25 protein-coding genes are annotated in these 23,689 nt (G+C 74.5%); 11 read left to right on the forward strand and 14 right to left on the reverse strand.

The features are described 5' to 3' along the window. Nucleotides 1–81 precede the first annotated feature (81 nt). From OG286_RS18285 to OG286_RS18315, 7 genes are read left to right on the forward strand one after another with little or no spacing between them, the layout of a single operon-like run. Nucleotides 82–1,425: a sensor histidine kinase gene (locus OG286_RS18285; protein WP_396325548.1), complete on the forward strand. Its 1,344-nt coding sequence runs from the start codon at nucleotides 82–84 to the stop codon at nucleotides 1,423–1,425. Continuing rightward, nucleotides 1,409–1,822, forward strand: coding sequence for a roadblock/LC7 domain-containing protein (locus tag OG286_RS18290; protein WP_396325521.1), 414 nt, complete (start codon nucleotides 1,409–1,411; stop codon nucleotides 1,820–1,822). The genes OG286_RS18285 and OG286_RS18290 overlap by 17 nt, the downstream gene beginning before the upstream one ends. Beyond that, nucleotides 1,819–2,166, forward strand: a complete 348-nt coding sequence (locus OG286_RS18295) for a DUF742 domain-containing protein (RefSeq protein WP_405360924.1) — start codon at nucleotides 1,819–1,821, stop codon at nucleotides 2,164–2,166. Before OG286_RS18290 ends, OG286_RS18295 begins: the two co-directional genes overlap by 4 nt. A gap of 52 nt (nucleotides 2,167–2,218) precedes the next feature. Continuing rightward, nucleotides 2,219–2,788 carry a GTP-binding protein gene (locus OG286_RS18300; RefSeq protein ID WP_396325549.1) on the forward strand — a complete coding sequence of 190 codons (570 nt, stop codon included), beginning with the start codon at nucleotides 2,219–2,221 and terminating at the stop codon, nucleotides 2,786–2,788. Beyond that, complete coding sequence (locus tag OG286_RS18305) at nucleotides 2,785–4,317, forward strand: cytochrome P450 (RefSeq protein ID WP_405365487.1); 1,533 nt, start codon at nucleotides 2,785–2,787, stop codon at nucleotides 4,315–4,317. The genes OG286_RS18300 and OG286_RS18305 overlap by 4 nt, the downstream gene beginning before the upstream one ends. Continuing rightward, nucleotides 4,281–5,387 (forward strand): cytochrome P450, encoded by a 1,107-nt coding sequence (locus OG286_RS18310; RefSeq protein WP_405365489.1) that lies wholly within the window; start codon nucleotides 4,281–4,283, stop codon nucleotides 5,385–5,387. Before OG286_RS18305 ends, OG286_RS18310 begins: the two co-directional genes overlap by 37 nt. 44 nt (nucleotides 5,388–5,431) lie before the next feature. Next, complete coding sequence (locus OG286_RS18315; protein WP_396325525.1) at nucleotides 5,432–5,710, forward strand: hypothetical protein; 279 nt, start codon at nucleotides 5,432–5,434, stop codon at nucleotides 5,708–5,710. Here OG286_RS18315 and OG286_RS18320 read toward each other — a convergent pair. Beyond that, entirely contained in the window at nucleotides 5,677–6,498 is an 822-nt protein-coding gene (locus OG286_RS18320) for an isocitrate lyase/phosphoenolpyruvate mutase family protein (RefSeq protein ID WP_405360919.1), read from the reverse strand. The genes OG286_RS18315 and OG286_RS18320 overlap by 34 nt on opposite strands. Nucleotides 6,499–6,510: 12 nt before the next feature. Next, nucleotides 6,511–6,987, reverse strand: a complete 477-nt coding sequence (locus OG286_RS18325) for a carboxymuconolactone decarboxylase family protein (protein WP_396325527.1) — start codon at nucleotides 6,985–6,987, stop codon at nucleotides 6,511–6,513. A gap of 231 nt (nucleotides 6,988–7,218) precedes the next feature. Between OG286_RS18325 and OG286_RS18330 the strand changes: the two genes are divergently transcribed. After that, nucleotides 7,219–8,004: an NRDE family protein gene (locus OG286_RS18330; protein ID WP_396325528.1), complete on the forward strand. Its 786-nt coding sequence runs from the start codon at nucleotides 7,219–7,221 to the stop codon at nucleotides 8,002–8,004. Nucleotides 8,005–8,099: 95 nt separating this feature from the next. Here OG286_RS18330 and OG286_RS18335 read toward each other — a convergent pair whose 3' ends face one another. Beyond that, nucleotides 8,100–8,693, reverse strand: coding sequence for an MBL fold metallo-hydrolase (locus OG286_RS18335; RefSeq protein WP_405360916.1), 594 nt, complete (start codon nucleotides 8,691–8,693; stop codon nucleotides 8,100–8,102). Between the two features lie 102 nt (nucleotides 8,694–8,795). Between OG286_RS18335 and OG286_RS18340 the strand changes: the two genes are divergently transcribed. Both OG286_RS18340 and OG286_RS18345 read left to right on the forward strand, forming a co-directional pair. Beyond that, nucleotides 8,796–9,752: a GlxA family transcriptional regulator gene (locus tag OG286_RS18340; RefSeq protein WP_405360914.1), complete on the forward strand. Its 957-nt coding sequence runs from the start codon at nucleotides 8,796–8,798 to the stop codon at nucleotides 9,750–9,752. A gap of 115 nt (nucleotides 9,753–9,867) precedes the next feature. Beyond that, nucleotides 9,868–10,653 (forward strand): alpha/beta fold hydrolase, encoded by a 786-nt coding sequence (locus tag OG286_RS18345; protein WP_405360912.1) that lies wholly within the window; start codon nucleotides 9,868–9,870, stop codon nucleotides 10,651–10,653. Nucleotides 10,654–10,708: 55 nt separating this feature from the next. Here the strand turns inward: OG286_RS18345 and OG286_RS18350 are convergent, their stop codons facing one another. The 4 genes from OG286_RS18350 to OG286_RS18365 form a co-directional block, all read right to left on the reverse strand. After that, complete coding sequence (locus OG286_RS18350; protein WP_396325532.1) at nucleotides 10,709–11,488, reverse strand: alpha/beta fold hydrolase; 780 nt, start codon at nucleotides 11,486–11,488, stop codon at nucleotides 10,709–10,711. Beyond that, a complete protein-coding gene (locus OG286_RS18355) occupies nucleotides 11,485–12,735 on the reverse strand; it encodes an RNA polymerase sigma factor (protein WP_396325533.1) in 1,251 nt (416 codons plus the stop codon). The genes OG286_RS18350 and OG286_RS18355 overlap by 4 nt, the downstream gene beginning before the upstream one ends. Further along, complete coding sequence (locus OG286_RS18360) at nucleotides 12,732–13,094, reverse strand: YciI family protein (RefSeq protein ID WP_396325534.1); 363 nt, start codon at nucleotides 13,092–13,094, stop codon at nucleotides 12,732–12,734. Before OG286_RS18360 ends, OG286_RS18355 begins: the two co-directional genes overlap by 4 nt. Nucleotides 13,095–13,297: 203 nt before the next feature. Then, entirely contained in the window at nucleotides 13,298–14,197 is a 900-nt protein-coding gene (locus tag OG286_RS18365) for a sigma-70 family RNA polymerase sigma factor (RefSeq protein WP_405360910.1), read from the reverse strand. 237 nt (nucleotides 14,198–14,434) lie between these two features. Here OG286_RS18365 and OG286_RS18370 point away from each other — a divergent pair, with 237 nt between their 5' ends. Then, a complete protein-coding gene (locus tag OG286_RS18370) occupies nucleotides 14,435–15,904 on the forward strand; it encodes a PLP-dependent aminotransferase family protein (protein ID WP_396325536.1) in 1,470 nt (489 codons plus the stop codon). A 46-nt stretch (nucleotides 15,905–15,950) separates the two neighbouring features. On the opposite strand, the gene OG286_RS18375 is transcribed toward OG286_RS18370, so the two are convergent. The 7 genes from OG286_RS18375 to OG286_RS18405 all read right to left on the reverse strand — a co-directional run bounded on the left by OG286_RS18375 (nucleotide 15,951) and on the right by OG286_RS18405 (nucleotide 23,680). After that, the gene (locus tag OG286_RS18375; protein WP_396325537.1) at nucleotides 15,951–16,163 is read right to left on the reverse strand and encodes a DUF6126 family protein; all 213 of its coding nucleotides are present in this window, start codon (nucleotides 16,161–16,163) and stop codon (nucleotides 15,951–15,953) included. A 32-nt stretch (nucleotides 16,164–16,195) separates the two neighbouring features. Beyond that, a complete protein-coding gene (locus OG286_RS18380; protein WP_396325538.1) occupies nucleotides 16,196–16,831 on the reverse strand; it encodes a helix-turn-helix domain-containing protein in 636 nt (211 codons plus the stop codon). Nucleotides 16,832–17,000: 169 nt separating this feature from the next. Then, complete coding sequence (locus OG286_RS18385) at nucleotides 17,001–18,713, reverse strand: pyruvate dehydrogenase (protein ID WP_396325550.1); 1,713 nt, start codon at nucleotides 18,711–18,713, stop codon at nucleotides 17,001–17,003. 132 nt (nucleotides 18,714–18,845) lie between these two features. Beyond that, nucleotides 18,846–21,254 (reverse strand): glycoside hydrolase family 65 protein, encoded by a 2,409-nt coding sequence (locus tag OG286_RS18390; RefSeq protein WP_396325539.1) that lies wholly within the window; start codon nucleotides 21,252–21,254, stop codon nucleotides 18,846–18,848. Next, the gene (locus OG286_RS18395) at nucleotides 21,251–22,000 is read right to left on the reverse strand and encodes an HAD family hydrolase (RefSeq protein WP_396325540.1); all 750 of its coding nucleotides are present in this window, start codon (nucleotides 21,998–22,000) and stop codon (nucleotides 21,251–21,253) included. The genes OG286_RS18390 and OG286_RS18395 overlap by 4 nt, the downstream gene beginning before the upstream one ends. 207 nt (nucleotides 22,001–22,207) lie before the next feature. After that, a complete protein-coding gene (locus OG286_RS18400) occupies nucleotides 22,208–22,993 on the reverse strand; it encodes a VOC family protein (RefSeq protein ID WP_396325541.1) in 786 nt (261 codons plus the stop codon). A gap of 240 nt (nucleotides 22,994–23,233) precedes the next feature. Next, complete coding sequence (locus OG286_RS18405; RefSeq protein WP_405365491.1) at nucleotides 23,234–23,680, reverse strand: SRPBCC domain-containing protein; 447 nt, start codon at nucleotides 23,678–23,680, stop codon at nucleotides 23,234–23,236. Nucleotides 23,681–23,689: the final 9 nt, after the last annotated feature.

Below are 23,689 nucleotides of genomic sequence, written 5' to 3' on the forward strand. Positions count from 1 at the left end.
GGATATTGACGAGATCCGGTCACTTGGCGAGATCCGTTCACACCTTCGTAGGATCATCACCCTAGAATTCGCCGCGTGACGATGACTCAGTGGTGCGCAACGGCAACCGGCGTTCTCGCCGTCCTCGCCCTCGTGGTCGCCGCCCGCTACCGCGCGGTCTCCGCCACCCTGCGCCGCCGCCACAACCGCCAGCAGCACGAGCTCGCCCGCCTGCGGGAGGAGCTCAACGCCGAACTGGCCCGGCGAGGCGGCGAACTGGCCGCCGTCCAGCAGGAACAGGAACTCAACGCCTCCACCCAGCGCGCCTTCCTCAGCGTGGCCCGCCGGATCCTCGTCATGGCGCACGACCAGCAGGCCCTGCTGGACGAGATGGAACGCACCCACGACGACCCGGCCCTGCTGGAGGGCCTGCTCAAGGCGGACCACGCCGCCGCCCAGCAGGCCCGCCTCGCCCAGACCCTGGCCGTCCTCTGCGGCGCCCGGGCCGGGCGGCACTGGCCCGAACCGGTCTCGCTGGAGGACGTGGTCCGCGGCGCCCAGTCGCGCATCCTGCCCTTCCAGCGAGTGGTCGTCCGCAGCAGGATCGACACCGCCGTGGTCGGCGCCGCCGCCGAGGCACTGATCCACGCCGTGGCCGAACTGCTGGACAACGCCACCCGCTACTCGCCGCCCAGCACGCAGGTGTTCGTCACCCTGATGCCGGTCCACAACGGCGCCGTCATCGAGATCGACGACGGCGGCGTCGGCATGCCCGAGCAGGCCGTCGCCAAGGCGGCCTCCGCCCTGGCCGGCGGCTCCGCGCTGGAGGTCTCCCGCCTCGGCGAGGTGCCGCAGCTGGGCCTCGCGGCGGTCGGCAGGCTCGCCGATCAGTACGGATTCCGGGTCACCCTCAGCTCCGCGCCCTCACCCTACGGCGGCGTGCGGGTCGTGGTGCTGCTGCCGAACGCCCTGCTCACCGAGCCCCTCCCACCGACCGTCCCGGGCCTCGGCCCCGGCGACCCGGCGTTCACCCTCGGCCCGCGCCACCCCGCACCCCCCCTGCACCCGGCCGCACCCACGGCCACCCCCCAGGGAGCCGGCCGGCCCCCGGAGCCGGGACACCCCCCGGGCCCCGGACACCCCCTGGTGGAAACCCCGCCGACCGACCGATCCCCCTCGCCCGGCCACGACGCCCCACCGCCGCTGCCCCGCCGGAGCCACCGGCGCGACCGCGCCAACCGCCACGGCGCGCCGGCCGCTCCCCCGCCGGCGCCCGCCCCGCCGTACCGCTCGGCGCAGGACGCCCAGGCGTTCATGGCGATGTTCCAGGCCGGGACGGCCAGCGGCCGCTCGGCCGCCCGGGCCGATGCCCGGCCCGATCCTTCCCTTCCCGCTTCCCCCCAGCTCCCCCCCAGCTTCGGAGAGTTCCATGACCACCACCCCTGATCTCGGCTGGCTGCTCGCCGACATCGTCTCCGTCCCCGAGGTCCGGCACGCCGTCGTGGTGTCCAACGACGGGCTGGAGATCGGCCGCAGCGAGGGCATCCTGCGCGAGGACGCCGAACGGCTCGCCGCCGCCTGCTCGGGCCTGCAGTCGCTGGCCCGCGGCGTCGCCCAGGGCTTCGGCGGCCACGGCAGCGCCACCCGCCAGATCATCATCGAGTACGGCGGCGGCTACCTCTTCATCGTCGCCGCCGGGGCCGGCGCCCACCTGGCCGTGGTGACCGGCGAGGCCGTCGACGCCGGCCTGGTCGCCTACCAGATGCAGGTCCTGGTCGAGCGGATCGGCAGCCACCTCACCAGCCCGCCGCGGGTCGACCACGCGGCGGGGGGCCAGCGGTGAGCGGGCCGGTACGGCCCTATGTGATCACCGGAGGCCGCAGCCGGCCCACCCGGGCCGCGCTCGCCGTCGAAAGCCTCGTCAGCGCCTTACCCGACCGCCCCGAACTGCCCGAGGACGTGCTGCTCAACCGCGAGCACCACCGGATCCTGGACCTCTGCCGCAGCCTGCTGTCGATCGCCGAGGTGGCGGCCCACCTGGGGCTGCCGCTCGGCATCGTCAGGGTGCTGGTCGGCGACCTCTGGGACCTCGGCGCCGTGCAGGTGCTCCCGCCCGTCCCGCAGGCCGAACGCCTGCCCGCAACCCTCCTGGAAGAGGTGCTCGTTGGCCTCCGCCAACTCCGCTGAAGCCCCCGCCGACCGGTCCGCCGCCTCCGGCCCGCCCGCCGAGCCGCAGTACCTGCCCCCCTCCGTGCAGGGTGCGGTCAAGATCCTGGTCACCGGCCCGTTCGGGGTCGGCAAGACCACGCTGGTCGGCTCGCTCAGCGAGATCACCCCGCTGCGCACCGAGGAGACCATGACGGCCGCCAGCAGCGGCATCGACGACCTCACCGGGCGCGGCGACAAGACCACCACCACCGTCGCGCTGGACTTCGGCCGGATCACGCTCAACCCGCGGCTCGCCCTGTACCTCTTCGGCACTCCCGGCCAGCAGCGGTTCTGGCCGCTCTGGGACGATCTCTCGCGCGGTGCGCTCGGCGCCATCGCCATGGTGGACCTGCGACGGCCGGACGAGAGCTTCGACGTGCTCGGGCGGCTGGAGGAGCAGCGGATCCCGTTCGCCGTGGCCGTCAACACCTTCCCGGGCACGCCGAGTTACCCCGAGGAGGAGCTGCGCTCCGCCCTCGACCTGCTGCCCGACGTGCCGATCCTGTACTGCGACGCGCGGGACCGGCGGGCCGCGTACGACCTGCTGATCGACTTCGTCGGCCACCTGCACGCCACCGCCGTCCTGGAGCTCCCACGATGACGACCCCCGAGCCCGGTACGGCCGTTCCGCCCCTGGCTCCGCCCCCCGGCCCCCAGGCCGGCCCCCCGCCCGGCTGCCCGGCACACGCCGGCGGGGGCACGCCGGGCGGGGGCGTCCCCACCGGCGGCGGCTTCCCCGCCGGGCTGCCGCCGGCGCAGCTGTACGGGCCCGCCGTCGCCGACGACCCGCACGGCCTGTACGCCCGGCTGCGCGCGCAGTACGGCCCGGTCGCGCCGATCGAGCTGGAGCCCGGCGTCGAGGCCTGGCTGGTGCTCGGCTACCCCGAGCTGCTCGAACTCACCCGCAACGAGGCCCTGTTCTCCAAGGACTCGCGTGGCTGGCGGGTCCCGGCCGAGGGCCGGCTCGCCGCCGACTCCCGGCTGCTGCCGATGACCGCCTGGCGGCCCACCCTGCTCAACCTGGACGGCGCCGAGCACCAGCGGCTGCGCGCCGCCGTCTCCGACACGCTCGCCCAGATCGACCACCGCCAGCTGCGCGAGACCACCGAGGCCGCCGCCCACGCCCTGATCGACAGCTGGGGCCCGGACGGCACCGCCGACCTGGTCGCCCAGTACGCGCGCCGGCTGCCGCTGCTGGTCTTCACCCAGCTGATCGGCCTGCCCGCCGAGGCCGGGCCCCGTCTCATCGAGCTGATCAGCCACTTCGTCGACAGCAGCGAGAAGTCCGTCCGGGCCAACGCGGAGTTCCAGGCCATCCTGGTCGACCTCGTCCGGCGGCGGCGCACCACGCCCGGCGCCGACCTCACCTCCTGGCTGCTGGCCCACCCGGCCGCGCTGACCGACGAGGAGGCGGTCCACCACCTGGTGGTGATGATGGTCGCGGGCAACGAGACCAGCATCAACTGGACCGGCAACACCCTGCGGCTGCTGCTCACCGACCGGCGGTTCCGGGCCACCCTCACCGGCGGGCGGCTCACCGTCGCCGACGCGCTGGAGGAGGTGCTCTGGCGCGACCCGCCGACGCAGAACTTCCCCGGCCGCTGGGCCACCGGCGACACCGTGCTCGGCGGCCAGTACATCAGCGCCGGCGACATGCTCGTCCTCGGCCTCGCCGCGGCCAACGCCGACCCGGCCGCCGCGTCCGCCGCGCACGGCACCCTCGGCGGGAACCGGGCCCACCTGGCCTGGGGCGCAGGCAGGCACGTCTGCCCGGCCCAGCACCCGGCCCGGATCATCGTCGAGACCGCCGTCGAGACCCTGCTGCACCGCCTGCCCGACCTCCAACTGGCAGTGCCTCCGCAGGACCTGGCCTGGCGACCGTCACCGTGGTCGCGCGCCCTGGTCAGCCTGCCGGTGCTGTACAGCGCCTTCACCCCGCCCCGCCTTCCCGCACCCGAGAGGCCCGCATGGACACCGCCGCACCCGAGCACGACCGAGCCGGCCACCGCCCCGAGCCCGTCCGGCTCGACCCCTTCGGACGCGACCAGCACGGCGAGAACGCCCGGCTCCGGGCAGCCGGGCCGGCGGTCCTGGTGGAACTCCCTGGCGGGGTGGTGGTCTGGGCGATAACCCACCACGACACCCTTCAGGAGCTGCTCGCCGACCCGCGCGTCGGCAAGAACCCGCAGCTGTGGACGACCTTCACCGAGGGCCGGCTGCCCAAGGGCTGGCCGCTGCTGAACTTCGTCACCGTGCCGGGCATGGTCACCGCCGACGGCGAGGACCACCGACGGCTGCGCGGCCTGGTCAGCCAGGCCTTCACCCCGCGCCGGATCGCCGAGCTGCAGCCCGCGGTCGAGGCCCGGACGGTGACGCTGCTCGACCGGGTCGCCACGCTGGAGGGCGGGTTCGACCTGCGCGAGCACTTCGCCTACCCGCTGCCGATGCAGGTCATCGGCGAGCTGCTGGGCCTGCCGCCCAAGCAGCAGGACGAACTGCACGAGCTCTCCGACACCCTGGTCTCCAGCTCCGCCACCCCCGAGGCCGCCATCGCCGCCCAGCAGGGCCTGTTCGCCCTGCTCGCCTCGGTCGTCGCGGTCAAGCGCGCCGAGCCCGGCGACGACCTCACCACCGACCTGATCGCGGCCCGCGAGGCCGGGGACCGGCTCAGCGAGCAGGAGCTGGTGGGCACCCTGCTGCTGATGCTGGTGGCCGGCCACGAGACCACGCTCAACCTGATCACCAACGCCGTCCGCGCCCTGCTCGCCCACCCCGACCAGCTGCGGCTGGTGCTGGACGGCACGGCGTCGTGGTCCGCGGTGGTCGAGGAGACGCTCCGCTACGACTCGCCGGTCGGGCAGTTCCCGCTGCGGTACGCGACCGAGGACATCCCGGTCGGGGAGGTCGTCATCCGGCGCGGCGAGGCGCTGCTCGCCTCGTACGCCGCCGCCGGGCGGGACTCCGGGCACTACGAGGACGCCGACCGCTTCGACCTCACCCGGCAGCCGAACCGGCACCTCTCGCTCGGCCACGGCCCGCACTTCTGCCTCGGCTCCGGGCTCGCCCGGCTGGAGGCGGAGACGGCGCTGCGGTACCTGTTCGAGCGGTTCCCCGGGCTGGCCCTGGCCGAGGAGGGCCCGGCCGAGCCGATCGGGTCGTTCATCAGCAACAGCGTGAAGACGCTGCGGGTGACCGTCTGACGGATCGGGTGTGACCTCGGGGCGGCCGGGTGGTTGGGGGTTCCATGAAGAAACTCGCCACCCTGGCCGCCCTGACCATGGCGGGCCTCGCGCTGGCCGCCCCCGCCGCGTCCGCCACGACCTCGACCGCCTCGCAGCCGGACGCGCTGGACGGCCTCTCCAGCGGCCTCAACCTCTCCCCCACCGGCCTCGCCCTGCAAGAGGCCGGCAAGCTGCCGATGGCCGGCCACCTCGCACAGCAGGTGGAGGCCGTCGGCAACAACCAGATGCCCGGGGGGCGGCGGCTCGCTCAGCCTTCGGCCAGGGCGTTCAGCTCCTGGTAGGTGAGGCCGCCGTCGAGGGCGGTGTAGGTGCCCGCGCCGTAGACCTCCCCGGCGGCCCGGCGCACCGCCGCGTACGCCACCTTGGCCAGGCCCGGCCCGAGGCTGACCCGGGCCACGCCCAGCTTCGCCAGCTCCGGCACGGACGGCGAGCCCGGGCCCGCCAGCACGTTCAGCGGCGCCGGGACGGCCGCGACCAGCGCCGCGATCGTCTCCGGGTCGGCCACTCCGGGCACGAACACCCCGTCCGCGCCCGCCTCGACGTAGGCGCGCAGGCGGGCGACCGCCTCGGCCAGGCGGCCGGCCGGGTCGCCGATCTGATGGAGGAACACGTCGGTGCGGCCGTTGATGAAGAGGTCGACCCCGGCCGCCGTCGCCGCCGCCCGGGCCGCCGCGATCCGCTCGGCGGCCTCGTCGGCCGGCCGGTCGGCGTCCTCCAGGTTCACGCCGACCGCGCCCGTGGCGAGCAGGGCTGCCACCGTCCCGCCGACGTCGGCGGCGGTGGCGCCGAACCCGGTCTCCAGGTCCGCCGTCACCGGCAGCCCGACCGAGCGCACGACCAGCGCGGTCTGGGCGAGCACCTCGTCCCGGTCCGCCGCGTCCCCGTCCGCGCTGCCGAGCGTCCAGGAGACACTGGCGCTGGCCGTCGCGACGGCCTGCGCACCGGCGGCCGCGACCAGGCGCGCACCCGCGGCGTCCCAGACGTTGGCGAGCACCAAGGGCTCACCGGGGCGGTGCAGTTCGCGGAGCCTGCGGGCCTTCTGCTGCCGGCTGTCGATCGTGTCGGTCATGTCCGGTGGTCCCTACTTCGCGGCCGGGCTGAGGCGGGAGGTGACGCCGATCCGGTTCCAGGCGTTGATGGTGATGATCAACGCGATCAGCTGGGCCAGTTCGGCCTCCTCGAAGTGCTCGGCGGCCTCGTTGTAGACGGCGTCCGGCACGTGCCCCTCGGTCAGCAGGGTGACCGACTCCGTCAGCGCGAGGGCGGCCCGCTCCCTGGCGGTGAACCAGGAGGTCTCGCGCCAGGCCGGGAGGGAGAGCAGCCGGTGGTTCTGCTCGCCGTTCTTGACCGCGTCGGTGGAGTGCATGTCGATGCAGAAGGCGCAGCCGTTGATCATCGAGGCGTGCACCTTGACCAGCTCGGCCAGCGTCGGGTCCACGCCCTTCCGGGCGCCGCGCTCCAGCGCGAACATGGCCTGGTAGAAGTCGGGGGCGAGGTCGGGGAGGGAGATCCGCTGCTCGGGGGCGGGCACGGTGGTGGTCTCGGTCGTCGTCGTCATACCTGCCACCCTAGGCGGGGAGTGGACTGACGGCCCGGCCCATTCGAGCCTCGAAATCGTGGGCCACTCGACGGTCGGGCCACCATGCCCGCCGGTCCGTCCCGGTCCGGCCCGGGGACGGCGGAAGGGGGACGGCCCGACCCTGCCCGGACGCGAACGTTCGTGCGAGGATCACGGGGAGGGCGGTACCCGTGGGCCGCCCGGAGTCGGCGAGGTCAGGGGGCCCTGCGCGTGTGCACCGCGTTCGTCAGCATCGAGCCGTCGTCGGCGGTTCCCGTGCTGCTGCTGTCCGTCCGGGACGAGTACGCCGGGCGACGCTGGTCGCCGCCGGACCACCACTGGCCCGGACACCCGACGACCATCGGCGGGCTGGACCTCGCGGCGGGCGGGACGTGGCTGGCGGTCCGCCCCGGCGCCGACCCGGTGGCGGCCTGCCTGCTGAACGGCTTCGGCGCCATGGCCCCGGCGCAGGCCCGGCTCTCCCGCGGCGAGCTGCCGCTGACCGCCGTCCGGGACGGCGGGATCGGGCACCTCGACCTGGAGCGGTACGACCCGTTCCACCTCGTCCTGGCGGGGCCGGCCGGTGCACGGGTGCTGAGCTGGGGCGGCAGCCGGCCGGAGCAGCGCGAACTGCCGCCCGGCCTGAGCGTCGTGCTCAACGACGGGCTGGAGGGCATGGCGGCGGACCGCACCGCGTCGGAGCTGGTCCGCTCACTGATGGCCGCCCGCGCCGCCCACTTCCGCGCCCGCTTCGAGACCGCCGCGCGGCCGGAGCCGGCGGCGGACGCCGTCGGGACGGAGCAGGCGTGGGGCGCGTGGCTGCCGATCGTCTCCGGCGACGGCCTCGCCCTGGACGACCCGGCGGCACTGGTCCAGCGGCGCGAGTTCGGGGACGGGCGGATCTGGGGCTCGTCCTCGATCTCCCTGCTCGCCTTCGGCCCCGGCGGCGTGCGCTACGACTTCGGCCCCGCGCCGGTGGGCGGTCCGGCGGACGGCGGCTGGCGCCGGGTCCTTTAGGTCCGGGCCGGCGGGCCGTCGTCGTACGGCGCCGGCGCCGTACGACGCGGACGGCGGCCGGCCGCGCGGGTTCGGTCAGGTCCGCGAGCCCGCGGTTACAGGGGGGCGCTCTCGTCGGCCGGGAAGGGGCCGCCGTGGCCGGGGACGAGCCGGTCCGCGGCCGCGAGCACACGGAGGCGGGAGGCCCGCAGGCCGTCGAGGTCCGGGGCCACCGGGTCGACCACCGGGCCGTTGGGCCGCCACCAGAGATCACCGACGAAGGCCACGACGCCCGTCTCCGTACCCGCCAGCAGCGTGATGTCCTCGGGGCTGTGCCCCGGGGTGCGGATCAGCCGCAGGGACGGGGTGAGCTCGTAGCCCTCCGCGTCGCGGTCGGTCCACTGGTCGTTCCGGTAGATCGCCTTGTGGTCGTGGACGCGGGCACTGCCGAACAGGCCCACGTTCATGGTGTTGTCCGGGTGGTGGTGGCTGAGCACCACGTCGGTGATGTCGTCCGGGCGGAGCCCCAGTTCGGCGAGCGGGCCGAGGATCCGGTCCCGGCCGGCCACCATGCCGGGGTCGACGATCACGTGACGGTCGCCGTCACGTACGTAGGAGACCGTGGCGGCGACCCCGGGGCCGGTGGACAGGGTGTAGCCGGTGGTCAGGATCGTGTAGGCGGCGGTGCGGCCCAGGGGAGCGTCTGTCATGCCCTCAATTCTTCGGTGCCGCCCGGTCCGCCACGAGTGGCCGTGCTGCCACTGATCGCAGAAAACGTGCCAGGAGCCGGGGAAGGGTGCCACACTCCCCGCATGCCGCCTTTCGTGACCGTCGCCGCGTACGCCCCGCCCGGTGTGGGCCTGCTCGGGGCCGGCATCGCCTCCGAGGTCTTCGACGCGCGCGGCCAGGGGCTGCCGAGCTTCGACTTCGCGCTCTGCACCGACCAGCCCGGGCAGGTCCGCAGCGACGTCGGACTGCCGGTCACCGTCGAGCACGGCCTGGACCGGATCGCCACGGCCGACCTGGTGATCACGCTGCCTTGGACCGGCTTCCGGACGCCCCCGGGGCCCGACGTCCTCGATGCGCTGACCACGGCGCACCGGCGCGGCGCGATCGTCGCCGCGCACTGCGTCGGCGCGTTCGCGCTCGCCGCGGCCGGGCTGCTCGACGGCCGGCGCGCCACCACGCACTGGCGCTTCGCCGGCCTGCTGGCCGACCGCTACCCCCGCGTCACCGTGGAACCCGACGCCCTCTACGTCGACGAGGGCCGGATCACCACCGGCGCCGGAGCCGCCGCAGGCTTCGACCTGTGCCTGCACCTCCTGCGCCGCGAGTACGGCGCCGCGACGGCCAACGCCATCGCGCGGGACCTCGTGCTGCCCTCCCACCGCGAGGGCGGACAGGCCCAGTACCTGACCAGCCCCGCCCCCGAGGACTGCCGGGACGAACGCCTGACCGACGCCCTGACCTGGGCCCACGAACACCTCGACCAGCCGCTCACCGTCGCCGAACTCGCCCGCCGGGCCCTGATGAGCAGGCGTTCCTTCGCCCGCCGCTTCACCGCCGCGACCGGCACCACCCCCCACGCCTGGCTGCTCAACCTGCGGCTGAACCGCGCCGAGGAACTGCTGGAGACCACGGACCTGCCGGTCGAGGAGATCGCCCGCCGCGTCGGCTACGGGAGCGCGGCCGTCCTGCGGGCCCAGTTCGTCCGCCGCCGGGGCGTACCGCCGCGCTCCTACCGCCGTTCCTTCGCCCGCACCCCTTAGGTCCTGTCCGGCCGGCGGGTGAGGCCGTCTGCGGGCCGTCCCGGTCGGGGGAATTTCCCGCCAAAGGGCCGACATCTCGTGGCGGAGGGTCGTCCGGTCGAACAGACTGGGCGCCATGGAAACCACGGTGCCTGTCGCCAGCGGTGAACTCTGGGCCGAGGACTCGGGAGGGGACGGGCTGCCGCTGGTCCTGGTCCACCCGGGCGTCGGCGACTCGACCGTCTGGGACCCGGTGCTCCCTGCGCTCACCGCGCAGCACCGGGTGGTCCGCTTCGACGCCCGCGGCTACGGGCGGTCGCCCGCGCCCACGGCCGCGTACTCCCCGGCCGAGGACCTCGCCGCGGTGCTCGACCACTTCGGGCTGGCACGGGCGGTCCTGGTCGGCTCCAGCATGGGCGGGGCCGCCTCGGTCAACCTGACGCTGGACGCCCCGGAGCGGGTGGCGGGCCTCGCGCTGTTCGTCCCCGGGGTCACCGGATATGACGGGCTCGACGAGACCGAGCTGTACGAGAACGTGCAGCGGCTGGCCACGGCCGGCGACCTGGAGGGCGTCGTCCGGCTCGGGCTGGGCCTCTGGGGGCTGGCCGGCGGGGGCACGCCCGAGGCCGATCCGGTCGGCGCCGCGCACCTCCGGGCGGTCCTGCCCGCCTGGTTCAGCAACGTCGGGTACCAGGAGACCGATGCGCCGGCCTTCGACCGGCTCGGCGAGATCACCGCACCCACCGTGCTGGCGCTGGGGGAGCAGGACCGGCCGGCGGTCGTGCGCTGCAACGAGGAGATGGCGGCCCGGATCCCCGGCTGCCGGCTGATCCGGCTGGCGGGCTCCGACCACTATCCGACGCTGCGCGAGCCGGAAGCCGTCGCGCGGCTGGTGGAGGAGCTGTACGCCGACGCGACGTGAGCGGCCCGGCAGAGGCCGAGCAGGCGTTCACAGGCCGAGCGGGCGGGCGCGGGGCCTACCGGACGAACTCGCCGATCAACCGCGCCAGCTCGGCAGGGCGTTCGAGATGGAGGTCGTGGCCCGTGCCGGGGACGCCGACGGCGACCGTCGCCGGCCGGGTGTGGAGCATGCGGTCGATCTCCTCGGCGCCGATGATGCCGGACTGGCCCAGGACGGCGAGGGTCGGGCAGGCCACCGCCGCCCACTCGTCCCACCAGGAGCGCTGCGCGTTCTCGTCCAGCGACGCGACCATCACGTCGCGGTCGAAGCGCGGCCACCAGCCGCCGTCGCGCTCCTCCAGGCCCGCCGCCCAGCCCTCGCCGACCGGGCCGCCGCCGAGGAACGCGACGGCGGCCTCGTGGGAGGGGAACGGCGTCGGCCAGGAGTCGAACCAGCCGGCGATTCCGGCCTGCGTCTCCGGGTCGGACCCGGCCGGCCCGGCCTCGACCAGGACCAGGCCGCTCACCAGCGACGGGTGCGCGGCAGCGGTGAGCATCGCCGCGTGCCCGCCGTAGGACTGGCCTACCAGGACCGGGCGTTCCAGGCCGAGTTGCCCGATCACCGCGACCACGTCGGCCACGTACGCGGCTCGCGAGACGTTCTGCGGCCGGCGCTCGCTGGCGCCGTGGCCGCGCTGGTCGACGGCGACGACGCGGTGCCGGGCGCTGAGGCTCCGCGCAACGGCGTCCCACTCCCCCGCGTGGCCGGCCAGCCCGTGCAGCAGAACCACGGGCGTCCCGGGGCCGCCCGAGTCGCGGCAGGCGAGCCGCACCCCGTCACGAACGACGAACCTCATACCGTGGCCTCCGAGCACTGGGCACGTTCCGTCAGGTGGCGCCGCTCCGGCGCGCTGGTGGTGCGGCGGGCGGCCTCGCGGTAGGCGGCCACCGCACCCGCCTTGTCGCCCAGCAGCTCCAGAAGGTGGGCCCGGGTGGCGAGCAGGCGGTGGTGGCAGGCCATCCGCTTGTCGGCCTCCAGCGTGGCGAGCAGCTCCAGCCCCGCGGCAGGCCCGTGCACCATCGCGACGGCGACCGCGCGGTTGAGCGTCACCATCGGGTTCGGCCCGAACTGCTCCAGCAGGCCGTACAGGACGAGGATCTGCGGCCAGTCCGTGGACGCGTCGTCCGCGGCCTCGTCGTGCACCGCCGCGATGGCCGCCTGCAGCTGGTACGGGCCGACCTGTCCGCGTGGCAGGGTACGGCTGATCAGCTCCACGCCCTCCGTGACGAGCCCCGCGTCCCACTGCCCCCGGTCCTGCTCGGCCAGCGGCACCAGCTTCCCACCGGGGCCGGTGCGGGCCGGGCGGCGGGCGTCGGTGAGCAGCATCAGGGCGAGCAGGCCGGCCGTCTCGGCGTCCTCGGGGGCCAGACGCAGGAGCAACCGGGTGAGACGGATCGCCTCGGTGGAGAGCTCGGGCGTGGTGAGGTCGGCGCCGTCGGTCGTGGTGTAGCCCTCGTTGAAGACGAGGTAGAGCACCTGCCGGACCTCCTCCAGGCGCTCGGCGCGCTCCGGTCCCTGCGGCGCGGCGAGGGGCAGGCCCTTGATCGTCGCCTTGGCCCGGCTGATCCGCTGGGCCATGGTCGCCTCGGGGACCAGGAAGGCCGCGGCGATCTGCGCGGTGCTCAGGCCGCCGACGGCGCGCAGGGTCAGCGCGATCCGGCTGGGCGCGGAGAGCGCGGGGTGACAGCAGAGGAGGAGCAGCGCCAGCGAGTCGTCCCGGTCGGCGTCCGGCCGGGCGTCGGCGGCGTGGCTGAGCAGCGCGGACTGCGGGGTGGCCAGGGCGAGCGCGTCCTCGCGGCGGCGGCGGGCCGTCTCGCTGCGCACCTGGTCGACCAGGCGGCGGGAGGCGACGGTGACCAGCCAGCCGCGCGGGTTCTCCGGCACGCCGGCCTCGGGCCACTGGAGGGCGGCGGCGAGCAGGGCCTCCTGCACGGCGTCCTCACAGGCGTCGAAGACGCCGTAGCGGCGGACGAGCGCCCCGAGGGCCTGCGGCGCGAGTTCGCGCAGCAGGCCCTCGATGCCGTCCGGGAGCAGCGCGGTCACACGTCGGCCGCGGCGTCGTGCAGGACCGGCCAGAGCTCGACCGGGTCGACGTCCGCGAACGGCAGGTCGGCGGCGATCTGCTGGGCCCGCTCCAGGCTGTCGCAGTCCAGCAGGTAGAAGCTGGCGACGTACTCCTTGGTCTCCAGGTACGGGCCGTCGGTGACCGCCGGCAGGCCGGCCTCCCGGCGGACCAGCTGCGCATTGGCCGCGTCGGCGAGGCCGTAGGCGCCGATCAGCTCGCCGCTCCCGCGGTACTTCTTGTTGAACGCGTCCTGCTTGGCGATCGCCTCGGGCCAGTCCTCGGCCGGGAACGACGCCCACTTGGCCTGGTTGCCGTAGATCATCGCGACGTACTTCATCTCGGGTGTCCTCCCCGTCCCGCGCGCCCCGTCGGCGCGCTGTCACCCTTCAGTCGGAGCGGCCGAGGCAGCCCTCTACATCCGTCGACAGACTTACTTCGAAGTTTTTCCGGCCCCCTGCTGACCTGCTGGAACGCGGGCAGGCCGATCAGCGGCCGCGCGGCGGGCCTGGTGCGGCCCGCCGCGCGGAGAGGCTCCCGGCCTCAGCCGTCCAGCAGGTCCGACAGGTCGAGCCGGGCCAGGCGCTCCGGGTCGGTGAGGAAGTCCATCGCGATGATCCGGCCACCGTGGATGGTGAACGCCATGAGCGAGAGCGGCTTGCCGTCGGCGAGCGAGAGCACACCGGGCGCGCCGTTGATGAGCACCGGGCGGCCGTCCTGGGCGAAGCGGGCGAAGGTGATCGCCTGGGAGGCGACGTCGGCCGCGCCGCGGCGGAGCAGACTCGGGCGGAGCGTGCCGCCGTCGGAGCGGGCCACCACCTCGGGGTCGAGGACGGCGAGCAGGGCGTCGAAGTCCCCGGCGCGCGAGGCAATGAGGAAGGCCTCCACCACCTCGCGGCGCTTGGCCAGGTCGCTGTCGGGGGCCGGGGCGGCGCCCTGGACGCGACGGCGGGCACGGCTGGCGAGCTGCCGGGTGGAGGCCGAGGTGCGGCCGAGGATCGGCGCGATCTCGTCGAAGGGCACGGAGAACAGGTCGTGCAGCACGAAGGCGAGCCGCTCGGCCGGGGCGAGCGTCTCCAGGACGACCATCAGCGCGATGCCGACCGAGTCGGCCATGAGGATCTCGTGCTCCGGGTCGACGGCGCCGTAGGCGGGGCCGACCACCGGGTCCGGCAGCCGGAACTGTCCGTCCTGGTCCTGCAGCGGGTCCTCGCGCCGGGCGGTGCGCGAGCGCAGCAGGTCCAGGCAGATCCGGCCGACCACGGTGGTCAGCCACGCGCCGAGGTTGGCCACCTCGGTGGTGTCGGTGCGGCTGAGCCGGAGCCACGTCTCCTGCACGGCGTCCTCGGCCTCGCTGAGCGAGCCGAGCATCCGGTAGGCGACCGCCCGCAGTTGGTGCCGGTGCTCCTCGAACTGCTGTGCCTGGAAATCTTCCCCGATCACCTGTCACATCCCCCAACTCTGATCCGTCGGTGCTGTGAAGGACGATAACCGGCCGGGCGGGCGAGGCACCCGGCCCGACGCGGCGTGCCCTCCCACGCCGTTCGAGGCCGCGACGTGGCTGTCGTGGAACCACGGGACCAGGAGCGCGACCAGCGGGGAGAGCCCGGCCGGGAGAAGGGCGATAATCCCCGTACGGACAGCCTCGGCAACGGAACGCACGGAACGGCCCCTCAGCCCATGACCACCTCCCGCGCCACCTCCCGCACCTCCGCGTGGACCACCTTCGGCGGCGACCTGCACCTCGACCTCACCGGGCGGCGGGCCGCCGGGGCCGGGGTGCGGGCGGCGCTGGAGGACGCACTACGGGAGGCGGTGCAGGACGGGCGGCTTGCGCCCGGCACCCGGCTGCCGTCCTCCCGGGCGCTCGGCGAGGACCTCGGGATCGCCCGGAACACCGTGGTCGAGGCGTACGGGCAGCTCACCGCCGAGGGGTGGCTCACCTCGCGGCAGGGCTCGGGCACCACGGTGGCCGAGCGGACGACACCGCGCCCGGGCCGGCGGGCGGCGGGCGTGCCGCGCGGCCGCCGCACCGGCCGGTACGACCTGATGCCGGGGCGGCCGGACGTCTCGCTCTTCCCGCGCAGCGCCTGGCTCGCGGCCGCCCGGCGGGCGCTCGCCACCGCGCCGCACGAGGCGTTCGACTACGGCAGCCCGCTGGGGCGGATCGAGCTGCGGCAGGCGCTCACCGACTACCTGGCCCGGGTGCGCGGCGTGCGGACCGACCCGGAACACCTGCTGATCTGCGCCGGGTTCACGCAGGGGCTCGGCCTGCTCTGCACCGCCCTGCGCGAACGCCGGCCCCGGCACCAGCGCGCCGCCACGTCGCTGGCCGTCGAGGCCTACGGGCTGGCGCCGCAGCGCGCCATCGTCCGCGCCGCCGGGCTGGCCGCCGTCCCGCTGCCGCTGGACGGGGCGGGCGCCCGCACCGACCTGCTGGACGGGCGGCGGGACGCGGCCGTCCTGCTCACCCCCGCCCACCAGTTCCCGACCGGCGCGGCGCTGGCCGCCGAACGCCGGGCCGCCGCCGTCACCTGGGCGCGCGAACACGACGGCTACGTGATCGAGGACGACTACGACGGCGAGTTCCGTTACGACCGGCAGCCGCTGGGCGCGATGCAGGCGCTCGACCCCGAGCGGGTCGTGTACGCGGGGACGGCCGCGAAGAGCCTCGCCCCCGGCCTCCGGCTGGCCTGGCTGGCGCTGCCGGACGCGCTGGTCGAGCCGGTGGCCCGGCTGAAGCAACTGGCGGACACCATGTCGCCGGTGCTCGACCAGCTCACCCTCGCCGAGCTGATCACGTCCGGCACCTACGACCGGCACGTCCGCCGCTCCCGGCTGCACTACCGGCGCCGCCGCGACCTACTCGTCGCGGCGCTCGCCGAGCGGGCTCCGCACGTCCGGGTGACGGGCATCGCCGCCGGGCTGCACGCCGTGCTGCAACTGCCGCCCGGCGCAACGCCGGAGGCCGAGCTGCTGGCCCGCGCCGAGGCGGCCGGACTGGTCCTCAGCGGCCTCACCCGGCACCTCGCCGAGCCCGCTTCCGCCCCGGACGCCCCGCCCGCCCTGGTGGTCGGCTACGGCACCCCGCCCGACCGCGACTTCCCGGCCGCCCTGGACGCGCTCTGCGAGCTGCTGCGGGAGCGGTGAGTCCGGGCGTGACGCGCCGACCGGCCGAACCGGTCGGCGGGGCGGCCTAATTGTTGCGGTTGCCCAGCTCGAAGAGCAGCATGATGAAGCCCGCGAAGGCGTGGGTGGCCACCATGTAGATCAGCACCCGGATGCCGACCCGGCGGTTGGCCCACTTGCCGGCGTCGATGGTCTTGGGGGCGTCGGCCGCAGGAGCCTCGGCGGCGGGGGCCCCGACGGTGGCGGCGGGCCCGGTGACGGTGGTGGCGGGATCAGCCATGGGAGTTCTCCTCCAGGAGTTCTGACGTACGGTCAGTGGGGTGCGGCAGGGCCGCCGCCGAGGCAGAGTTCGCCGCCGGGGCTCTGCAGCAGGGTGTGGACGAAGAGCAGCTCGACCCCGTCCGCCGACTCGGCGGCGATGCAGTGCGGGGTGAGCGAGTCGAAGTGCGCGGAGTCGCCCTCCGCAAGGAGGTGGACGTGGTCGCCGAGGGTCAGCCTCAGCCGGCCCTGGAGGACGTACAGCCACTCCTCGCCGGGGTGGACCCGGACCACGGCGTCCTGCACGCCCGGGGGGACGTGCACGCGCAGCGCCTGCATGGCGCGGCCGGGGGCGCCGGCCCGGCGGTAGCCCCAGCCGCCCGCGCGCCCTGGTTCGATCGCGCCGCCGCGCACCACCGGGTCCGGCTCCACCAGGGCCTCGCCGAGGAGGCCCGAGACGGAGGTGCCGTAGGCGCGGGCGAGGCCCAGCAGGACGGGCAGCGAGGGCTGCCGGCGGCCGGTCTCCAGCCGGGACAGATAGGCTGGGGAGAGACCGACCCGGGCGGCGGCGACCTCCAGCGTGAGGCGGCTGCCGAGCCGGTGCTCGCGCAGCCTCGCGGCGAGGCCGACGACCTCCTGGTCGTCGGGCTGGTCGCCGGGGGTGGAGGGACCGGGTGGGCTGGTGGTCATGGGACCAGTGGACACCCCGCGTGCCGCAGGGGCAAGGACTTTGCCTCAGAGGCAAACCACCCCGGAAGGCCCGACGCCGACGGAAGGCCCCGTCGGGCCGGCCCCAGGAGAGCCCGACAGCCCGGCCGTACGAGACCCCGGCGGACCCGCCCCGCGAGGCCCGGTACCGCTACGGCCGGGGGATGTTCCTCAGGTTGCTCCGGGCCAGGTCGATCATGCGACCGACCCCGCCCGAGAGCACCGTCCGCCCGGCCGCCAGGGCGAAGCCCTTCAGCTGGGCGGCGGTGATGTGCGGCGGGATGGAGAGCGCGTTCGGGTCGGTGACCACGTCCACCAGTGCCGGGCCGGGCCGCTCCAGCACCTCCACCAGCACCTCCCGCACCCGCGCCGGATCGGTGACCCGCTTCGCCGGGATGCCCATCGCCCGGGCGATCCCCGCGTAGTCGACGTCCCCGTTGTCGATCTCCGACTCCGGGTAGCCGGAGACCAGCATCTCCAGCTTGATCATGCCGAGCGCGCCGTTGTTGAACACCACCGTCTTCACCGGCAGCCGGTGCCTCGCCACCGTGAGCAGCTCACCCAGCAGCATCGACAGCCCGCCGTCACCCGCCATCGCCACCACCTGCCGCCCGGGGCAGGCCAGTTGGGCGCCGATCGCGTGCGGCAGCGCGTTGGCCATCGAGCCGTGCAGGAACGAGCCGATCACCCGGCGGCGCCCGTTGGGCCGCAGGTAGCGGGCGGCCCAGACGTTGTTCATCCCGGTGTCCACGGTGAACACCGCGTCGTCGGCGGCCACCTCGTCCAGCACCGAGGCCACGTACTCGGGGTGGATCGGCAGGTGCTTCTCGATGTCCCGGGTGTAGGCGCCGACCACGTCCTCCAGCGCCCGCCAGTGCTTGCGCAGCATTTCGTCCAGGAAGGTGCGGTCGCTCTTCGTCTCCAGCAGCGGCAGGACGGCGCGCAGGGTCGCCGAGACGTCGCCGTGGACGGCGAGTTCGAGCGGGGTGCGCCGGCCCAGCCGGGTGGCGTCGTGGTCCACCTGGATGGTGCGGGCCTGCGGCAGGAAGGAGTCGTAGGGGAAGTCGGTACCGAGCAGCAGCACCAGGTCGGCGGAGTGCAGCGCCTCGTGGCAGGCGCCGTAGCCGAGCAGGCCGCTCATCCCGACGTCGTACGGGTTGTCGTACTGGATCCACTCCTTGCCCCGCAGGGAGTGCCCGACCGGCGCGTGCAGGGCCTCCGCGGCCTCCAGCACCTCGGCGTGCGCCCCGCGCACCCCCGCGCCGCAGAACAGGGCCACCCGGGCGGCCTCGTTGAGGGCACGGGCGAGCGCCTGCACTTGCGACCAGGGCGGGGCGGCCACCGCCTGCTCGGTGAGGAAGTGGCTCGTCCCGGTCGGCCCGGCGGCGGGCAGCGCGGCCACGTCACCGGGGAAGACGAGCACGGAGACGCCGTGGGCGCCCAGCGCGTGCTGGATCGCCACGCGGATCAGGCGGGGCATCTGCTCGGCGGTGGAGACCATCTCGCACCAGGTGCTGCAGTCGGTGAACACCCGCTCGGGGTGGGTCTCCTGGAAGAAGCCGGTGCCGATCTGCGCGGACGGGATGTGCGAGGCCAGCGCGAGCACCGGCAGGCCGCTGCGCTGGGCGTCGTAGAGCCCCTGGATCAGGTGGGTGTTTCCGGGGCCGCAGGAGCCCGCGCAGACCGCGAGGCGCCCGCTCAGCTCGGCCTCGGCGGCGGCCGCGAAGGCGCCGGCCTCCTCGTTGCGGACGTGCACCCAGCTGATCCCCTCGGCCCGGCGGATCGCGTCCACCACCGGGTTGAGGCTGTCGCCGACCACCCCGTACACCCGCTCCACCCCGGCCTGCCGGAGCACCTCCACCATCTGCTCGGCCACACTCACCACGGGGGCACTCCTTCACCGGCCGCCGGTTGCCACAGGACACCTGCACCCTCGGGCGGGAGGGCGCACGACGCATGCGGGGAGGGGCCGAAGGGGTGAAGCAGCCGGGGACCCCTACTCCGCCGCGAGGTGGTCCGGGCCCGGGCCCAGGGTGCCGGCGACGACGCCGGCCTGGGGCTGGCGGCGGGCCGGTTCACGGCCGGGGGGCTGGCTGCACCGTTCCTGGACGGGCGGGACGACGGTCGGGACGGTGACCGGTGCGCCCGCCTTCACCTGCACCGCCTCGCCGTCGTGCCGCAGGTGGATCACCTCGCCGCGGCGCAGCGTGTACGTCGTGCCGTCGTGGGTGATCCGGACACCGAGCAGCTGGCCGCGCACCATCAGCGAGAAGCCGAGCTTCATCAGCCCGGCCGGGAGCCGGGGCCGGAAGGAGAGCGTCTCGCTGTGGTCCCGGAGCCCGCCGAAGCCGGCCACCAGGGCGACGCAGGTACCGGCGAGCGAGGCCATGTGCAGGCCGTCGCGGGTGTTGCCGCCGAGGTCGTGGAGGTCCATCAGGGCGGCTTCGGCGGTGTAGTCGTAGGCGAGGTCCAGCTGGCCGACCTCGGCGGCGATCACCGCCTGGGTGCAGGCGGAGAGCGAGGAGTCGCGGACGGTCAGCCGCTCGTAGTAGGCGAAGTTGCGGGCCTTCTGCTCGTCGGTGAAGGCGTCGCCGCGGACCTGCATGGCGAGCACCAGGTCGGCCTGCTTGACCACCTGCTTGCGGTACAGGTCGAAGTACGGGTAGTGCAGCAGCAGCGGGTAGTTCTCGGGCGGGGTGTGCTCGAAGTCCCAGTACTGGTGGTCGGTGAAGCCGTCGGCCTGCGGGTGGACGCCGAGGTTCTCGTCGTACGGGACGAACATCGCGGCGGCGGCGTCCCGCCACGCGGCGGTCTCCTCGGTGTCGACGCCGAGCGCGGCGGCCTCGCGCGGGTGCCGGCCCGCGGCCTCGGCGGCGGCGCGCAGGTTGGTCTGCGCCATCAGGTTGGTGAAGACGTTGTTGTCGGCGACGGCGCTGTACTCGTCCGGTCCGGTGACGCCCTCGATGCGGAACTTGCCGACGGCGTCGTGGTGGCCGAGCGAACGCCACATCCGGGCGGTCTCGACCAGCAGTTCCAGGCCGTACTCGCGCTCGAACCCGACGTCCCCGGTGGCCCGGACGTAGCGGGCGACGGCGGCGGCGATGTCGGCGCCGATGTGGAACGCCGCGGTACCGGCCGGCCAGTAGCCGGAGCACTCCTCGCCGCGGATCGTCCGCCACGGGAACACCGCGCCGGAGAGCCCGAGTTGGGTGGCCCGGTCACGGGCCAATGGGAGGGTGGTGTGGCGCCAGCGGAGCGCCTGGTTGACGGCGGACGGCAGGCAGTAGGTGAGCACCGGGAGGACGAACGTCTCGGTGTCCCAGAAGCTGTGCCCGTCGTAACCCGGGCCGGTCAACCCCTTGGCGGGGATGGCCCGTTCCTCGCTCCTGGCGCCGGCCTGGAGCACGTGGAAGACGGCGAACCGGACGGCCTGCTGGAGTTCGACGTCGCCCTCGATCTCGACGTCGCTGGTCTCCCAGAACTCCTTGAGGAAACGGGCCTGTTCGGCGACCAGACCGCCCCAGCCGGTGTACCGGGCGGCGGTCAGCGCGGCCTCCACCTGGTCCCGGACGGCGGGCAGCGAGCGGGTCGCGGACCAGCCGTAGGACATGAACTTGACCAGCCGCAGCTTCTCGCCGGGTTCGAGCAGGGTGGTGACGCTGATCCGGCAGTGGTCGGCCTCGGCCTCGGCGACGGTGTCCAGCCGGTCCGGCCCCTCGATGACGTGGTCCATCCCGGCGGCGACCCGGATGCCGCTGTAGCGGGTGCGGTGCACCAGGACGGCCTTGCTGCCGCCGGCGTGGTGCACCTCGGCGATCAGCGGGGCCTCCAGCACGGCGGCCACCCGGGGGTCGCCCTCGGGCCCGCCGGGCAGCTGCTCGTTGGCGACCAGCTCCGACTGGAGGACGATCCGCACCGGCGCGTCCACCGCCTCCACGGTGTACTCGACGGCGGCGATGGCCCGCTGGGTGAGCGAGACCAGCCGGGTGGAGTGCACCCTGATGGTCCGCCCGGCCGGGGAGGTCCACTCCGCCTCGCGCCGCAGCAGGCCGTCCCGGAAGTCCAACCACCGCCGGTGGCTGACCAGTTCGCCGTAGCGCAGGTCGAACGGCTCGTCGTCGACCAGGAGTCGGATGATCTTCCCGTTGGTGATGTTGATGACGCTCTGGCTGGACTCCGGATAGCCGTAGCCGCCCTCGCCGTACGGCAGCGGGCGCAGCTCGAACACGCCGTTGAGGTAGGTGCCGGGCAGGCCGTGCGGCTCGCCCTCGTCGAGGTTGGCGCGCAGGCCGATGTGACCGTTGGAGAGCGCGAAGACGGACTCGGCGCGGGCCATCGAGGCCAGGTCGAGGCCCTGTTCGGCGATCTGCCACGGGTCGACGGTGAAGTTGTCCAGTCCGGTCATGCCGAGCCCCCTTCGAGCAGCTCCGCGAGGTCGTTGACGACCACGGTGGCGCCGTGGCGGCGCAGTTCGGCGGCCTGGCCGGTGCGGTCCACGCCGACCACCGCGCCGAAGCCGCCGGCCCGCCCGGAGGCGACCCCGGCGAGCGCGTCCTCGAAGACGGCGGCGTGCGCGGGCCCGACGCCGAGTGCCCGGGCGGCGGCCAGGTAGGTGTCGGGCGCGGGCTTGCCCGGCAGTCCCTCGCGCCGGGCGACGACGCCGTCCACGACCACGTCGAACAGCTCCTCGATCCCGGCGGCGCGCAGCACGTCACGGCAGTTGGCGCTGGACGAGACCACCGCGCTGGGCAGCCCGAGCGCCCGCAGCCGGTGCACGTACGCAACCGAGCCCTCGTACGGCTGGACGCCCTGTTCGCGGATCATCCGCAGCACGGTGTCGTTCTTGGCCAGGCCGATCCCGTGCACGGTGCGGGCGCCCGGCGGGTCGGCGTCGGTGCCCTCCGGCAGGTCGACGCCACGGCTGTGCAGGAAGGCCCGGGTGCCGTCGAGTCTCGGGCGGCCGTCGACGTAGGTGTCGTAGTCGTCGACGGCGTCGAAGGGGACGAACTGCCCGCCGCTGCGGGCCGCTTCGGCGCTCAGAAAGGCGTCGAAGGTGTCCTTCCAGGCCGCGGCGTGCACCTTGGCGGTCTGGGTGAGCACCCCGTCGAGGTCGAAGAGGAAAGCACGGATGTCGTCCGGAAGCCCCAGCATGGGTGCAGTCTTACCCGCGGACCGCGGGAAGCCGCCCATTCCCGGCGGCGCGTCGCGGGAACGGGCGGCTTCCGGGCCGCAGCGGCTCCGGGCGGGTCCGGGTACGTCACGGAGAGTCGGGGCGCGTTGCGGCGCGTCGCGGCTGGTTGCGGCTCGTCGCAAGCCAGTCGCGGCACGTTTCGGCTCGTCGCGGCACGGTGCGGCTCGTTACGGCGAGTCGGGCGAGGCGATCACCGCGAAGACGGCACCCTGCGGGTCCGTGACGACCGCCATCCGGCCGGACTGCATGTCGAACGACGGCCGGATCACCGAGCCACCGGCCTTGACCAGGGCGTCCACGGTGGAGTCGGTGTCGTCCACCGAGAAGTAGGTCATCCAGTGCGGCGGCGTACCGGGCGCCAGGTAGTCGGGCAGCTTCTGCATGCCGCCCACCGCGCGCTCGCCGGCGTTGAGCGTGAAGTAGCCCTCCATGCCCTGGAGGGTCGCCGGGCGCAGGCCCACCGCCTGCTGGTAGAACGCCCCGGCCGCGTCGGTGTCGGTCGTGTTGAGCTCGTTCCAGACCAGCGAGCCGGGCTCGTTGACGATGCCGGCGCCGATGAAGTCGACCTTCTGCCAGACGCCGAACACCCCGCCCGTCGGGTCGGCGGCGACCAGCATCCGGCCGACCGTGCCGACGTCCATCGCCGGGTAGAGGATCGTGCCGCCGCTCTCGGCGATCGCCCGGCCGGTGGCGTCGGCGTCGTCCGAGGCCAGGTAAGTGGTCCAGGAGACCGGCGGGACGGGCTGGCCCTCGGGGGCCATCTGCGCCATGATCCCGGCGACCGGCTTGCCGTTCAGCAGGCACATCGCGTAGCCGCCGAACTCGGGCGGGCCGATCTCGCCCTGCCAGCCGAACAGGTCGCGGTAGAAGTCGAGCGCGGCCTGCTGGTCGCTCGTCATCAGGTCGATCCAGCACGGGGTGCCGGGCTTGTAGGGAGCGGTGACTTCGGGCATTGCTGGGCCTCCAAGGGCGATGGTCCTCCGGCACGGCCGGCCGGGGGCCACGGCCGGTCCCGGCTGCAGGTCGTGCTCGGAGCGCGGGTACGGCGGATGCGCGGCCGGACGGGCGGCACACCGCCCACCTTCGCCGCGGCCCCGCGTTCCCGCCACCGGACGGCGCCCGGCCGGGGGACGACGCCTGGCAGGGGACGGCGGGGGACGACGCCTGGCGAGGGACGGGTACGGCCCGGCGGGCTACGAGTCGTGCGGCACCGGCTTCACGAAGTACGGCTGCACCTTGCCGCTCTGCGCGTAGTCCTTGAGCCGGACCAGCAGCTCGGCCCAGGTGCCGGCCACCATCGGCACGCCGTCCTCGGTGCCGGGCTGCCACCCGCCGTGGCGGAACAGCAGCCGGGTGCGGTCGGGTGCGTCGGGCTGGCCGGCGAGGTCCCAGCTGATCCAGGTGCCGGCCCAGTGCGGCGGGAAGGTGCCGACGTTCGTCCAGACCACCCGGTCCTGGTCGGCGCGCTCGCGGCGCAGGCGGAACGGCTCGGGGACGCCGGGGAAGTCGAAGAGCAGCACGTCCCCGTCACGGTCCACCTCGGTGGTCCACCAGCTGGTGAGCCCGTCGTGGGTGTTGAGCGCGGCGAGGACGACGGCACGGGGTGCGGCGATGTCGAGCTGCAGGGCGATCTCGGCCATGGGATCCGC

It is taken from the genome of Kitasatospora sp. NBC_00039, assembly GCF_045160625.1.
In the GTDB taxonomy this organism is placed as follows: Bacteria; Actinomycetota; Actinomycetes; order Streptomycetales; family Streptomycetaceae; genus Kitasatospora.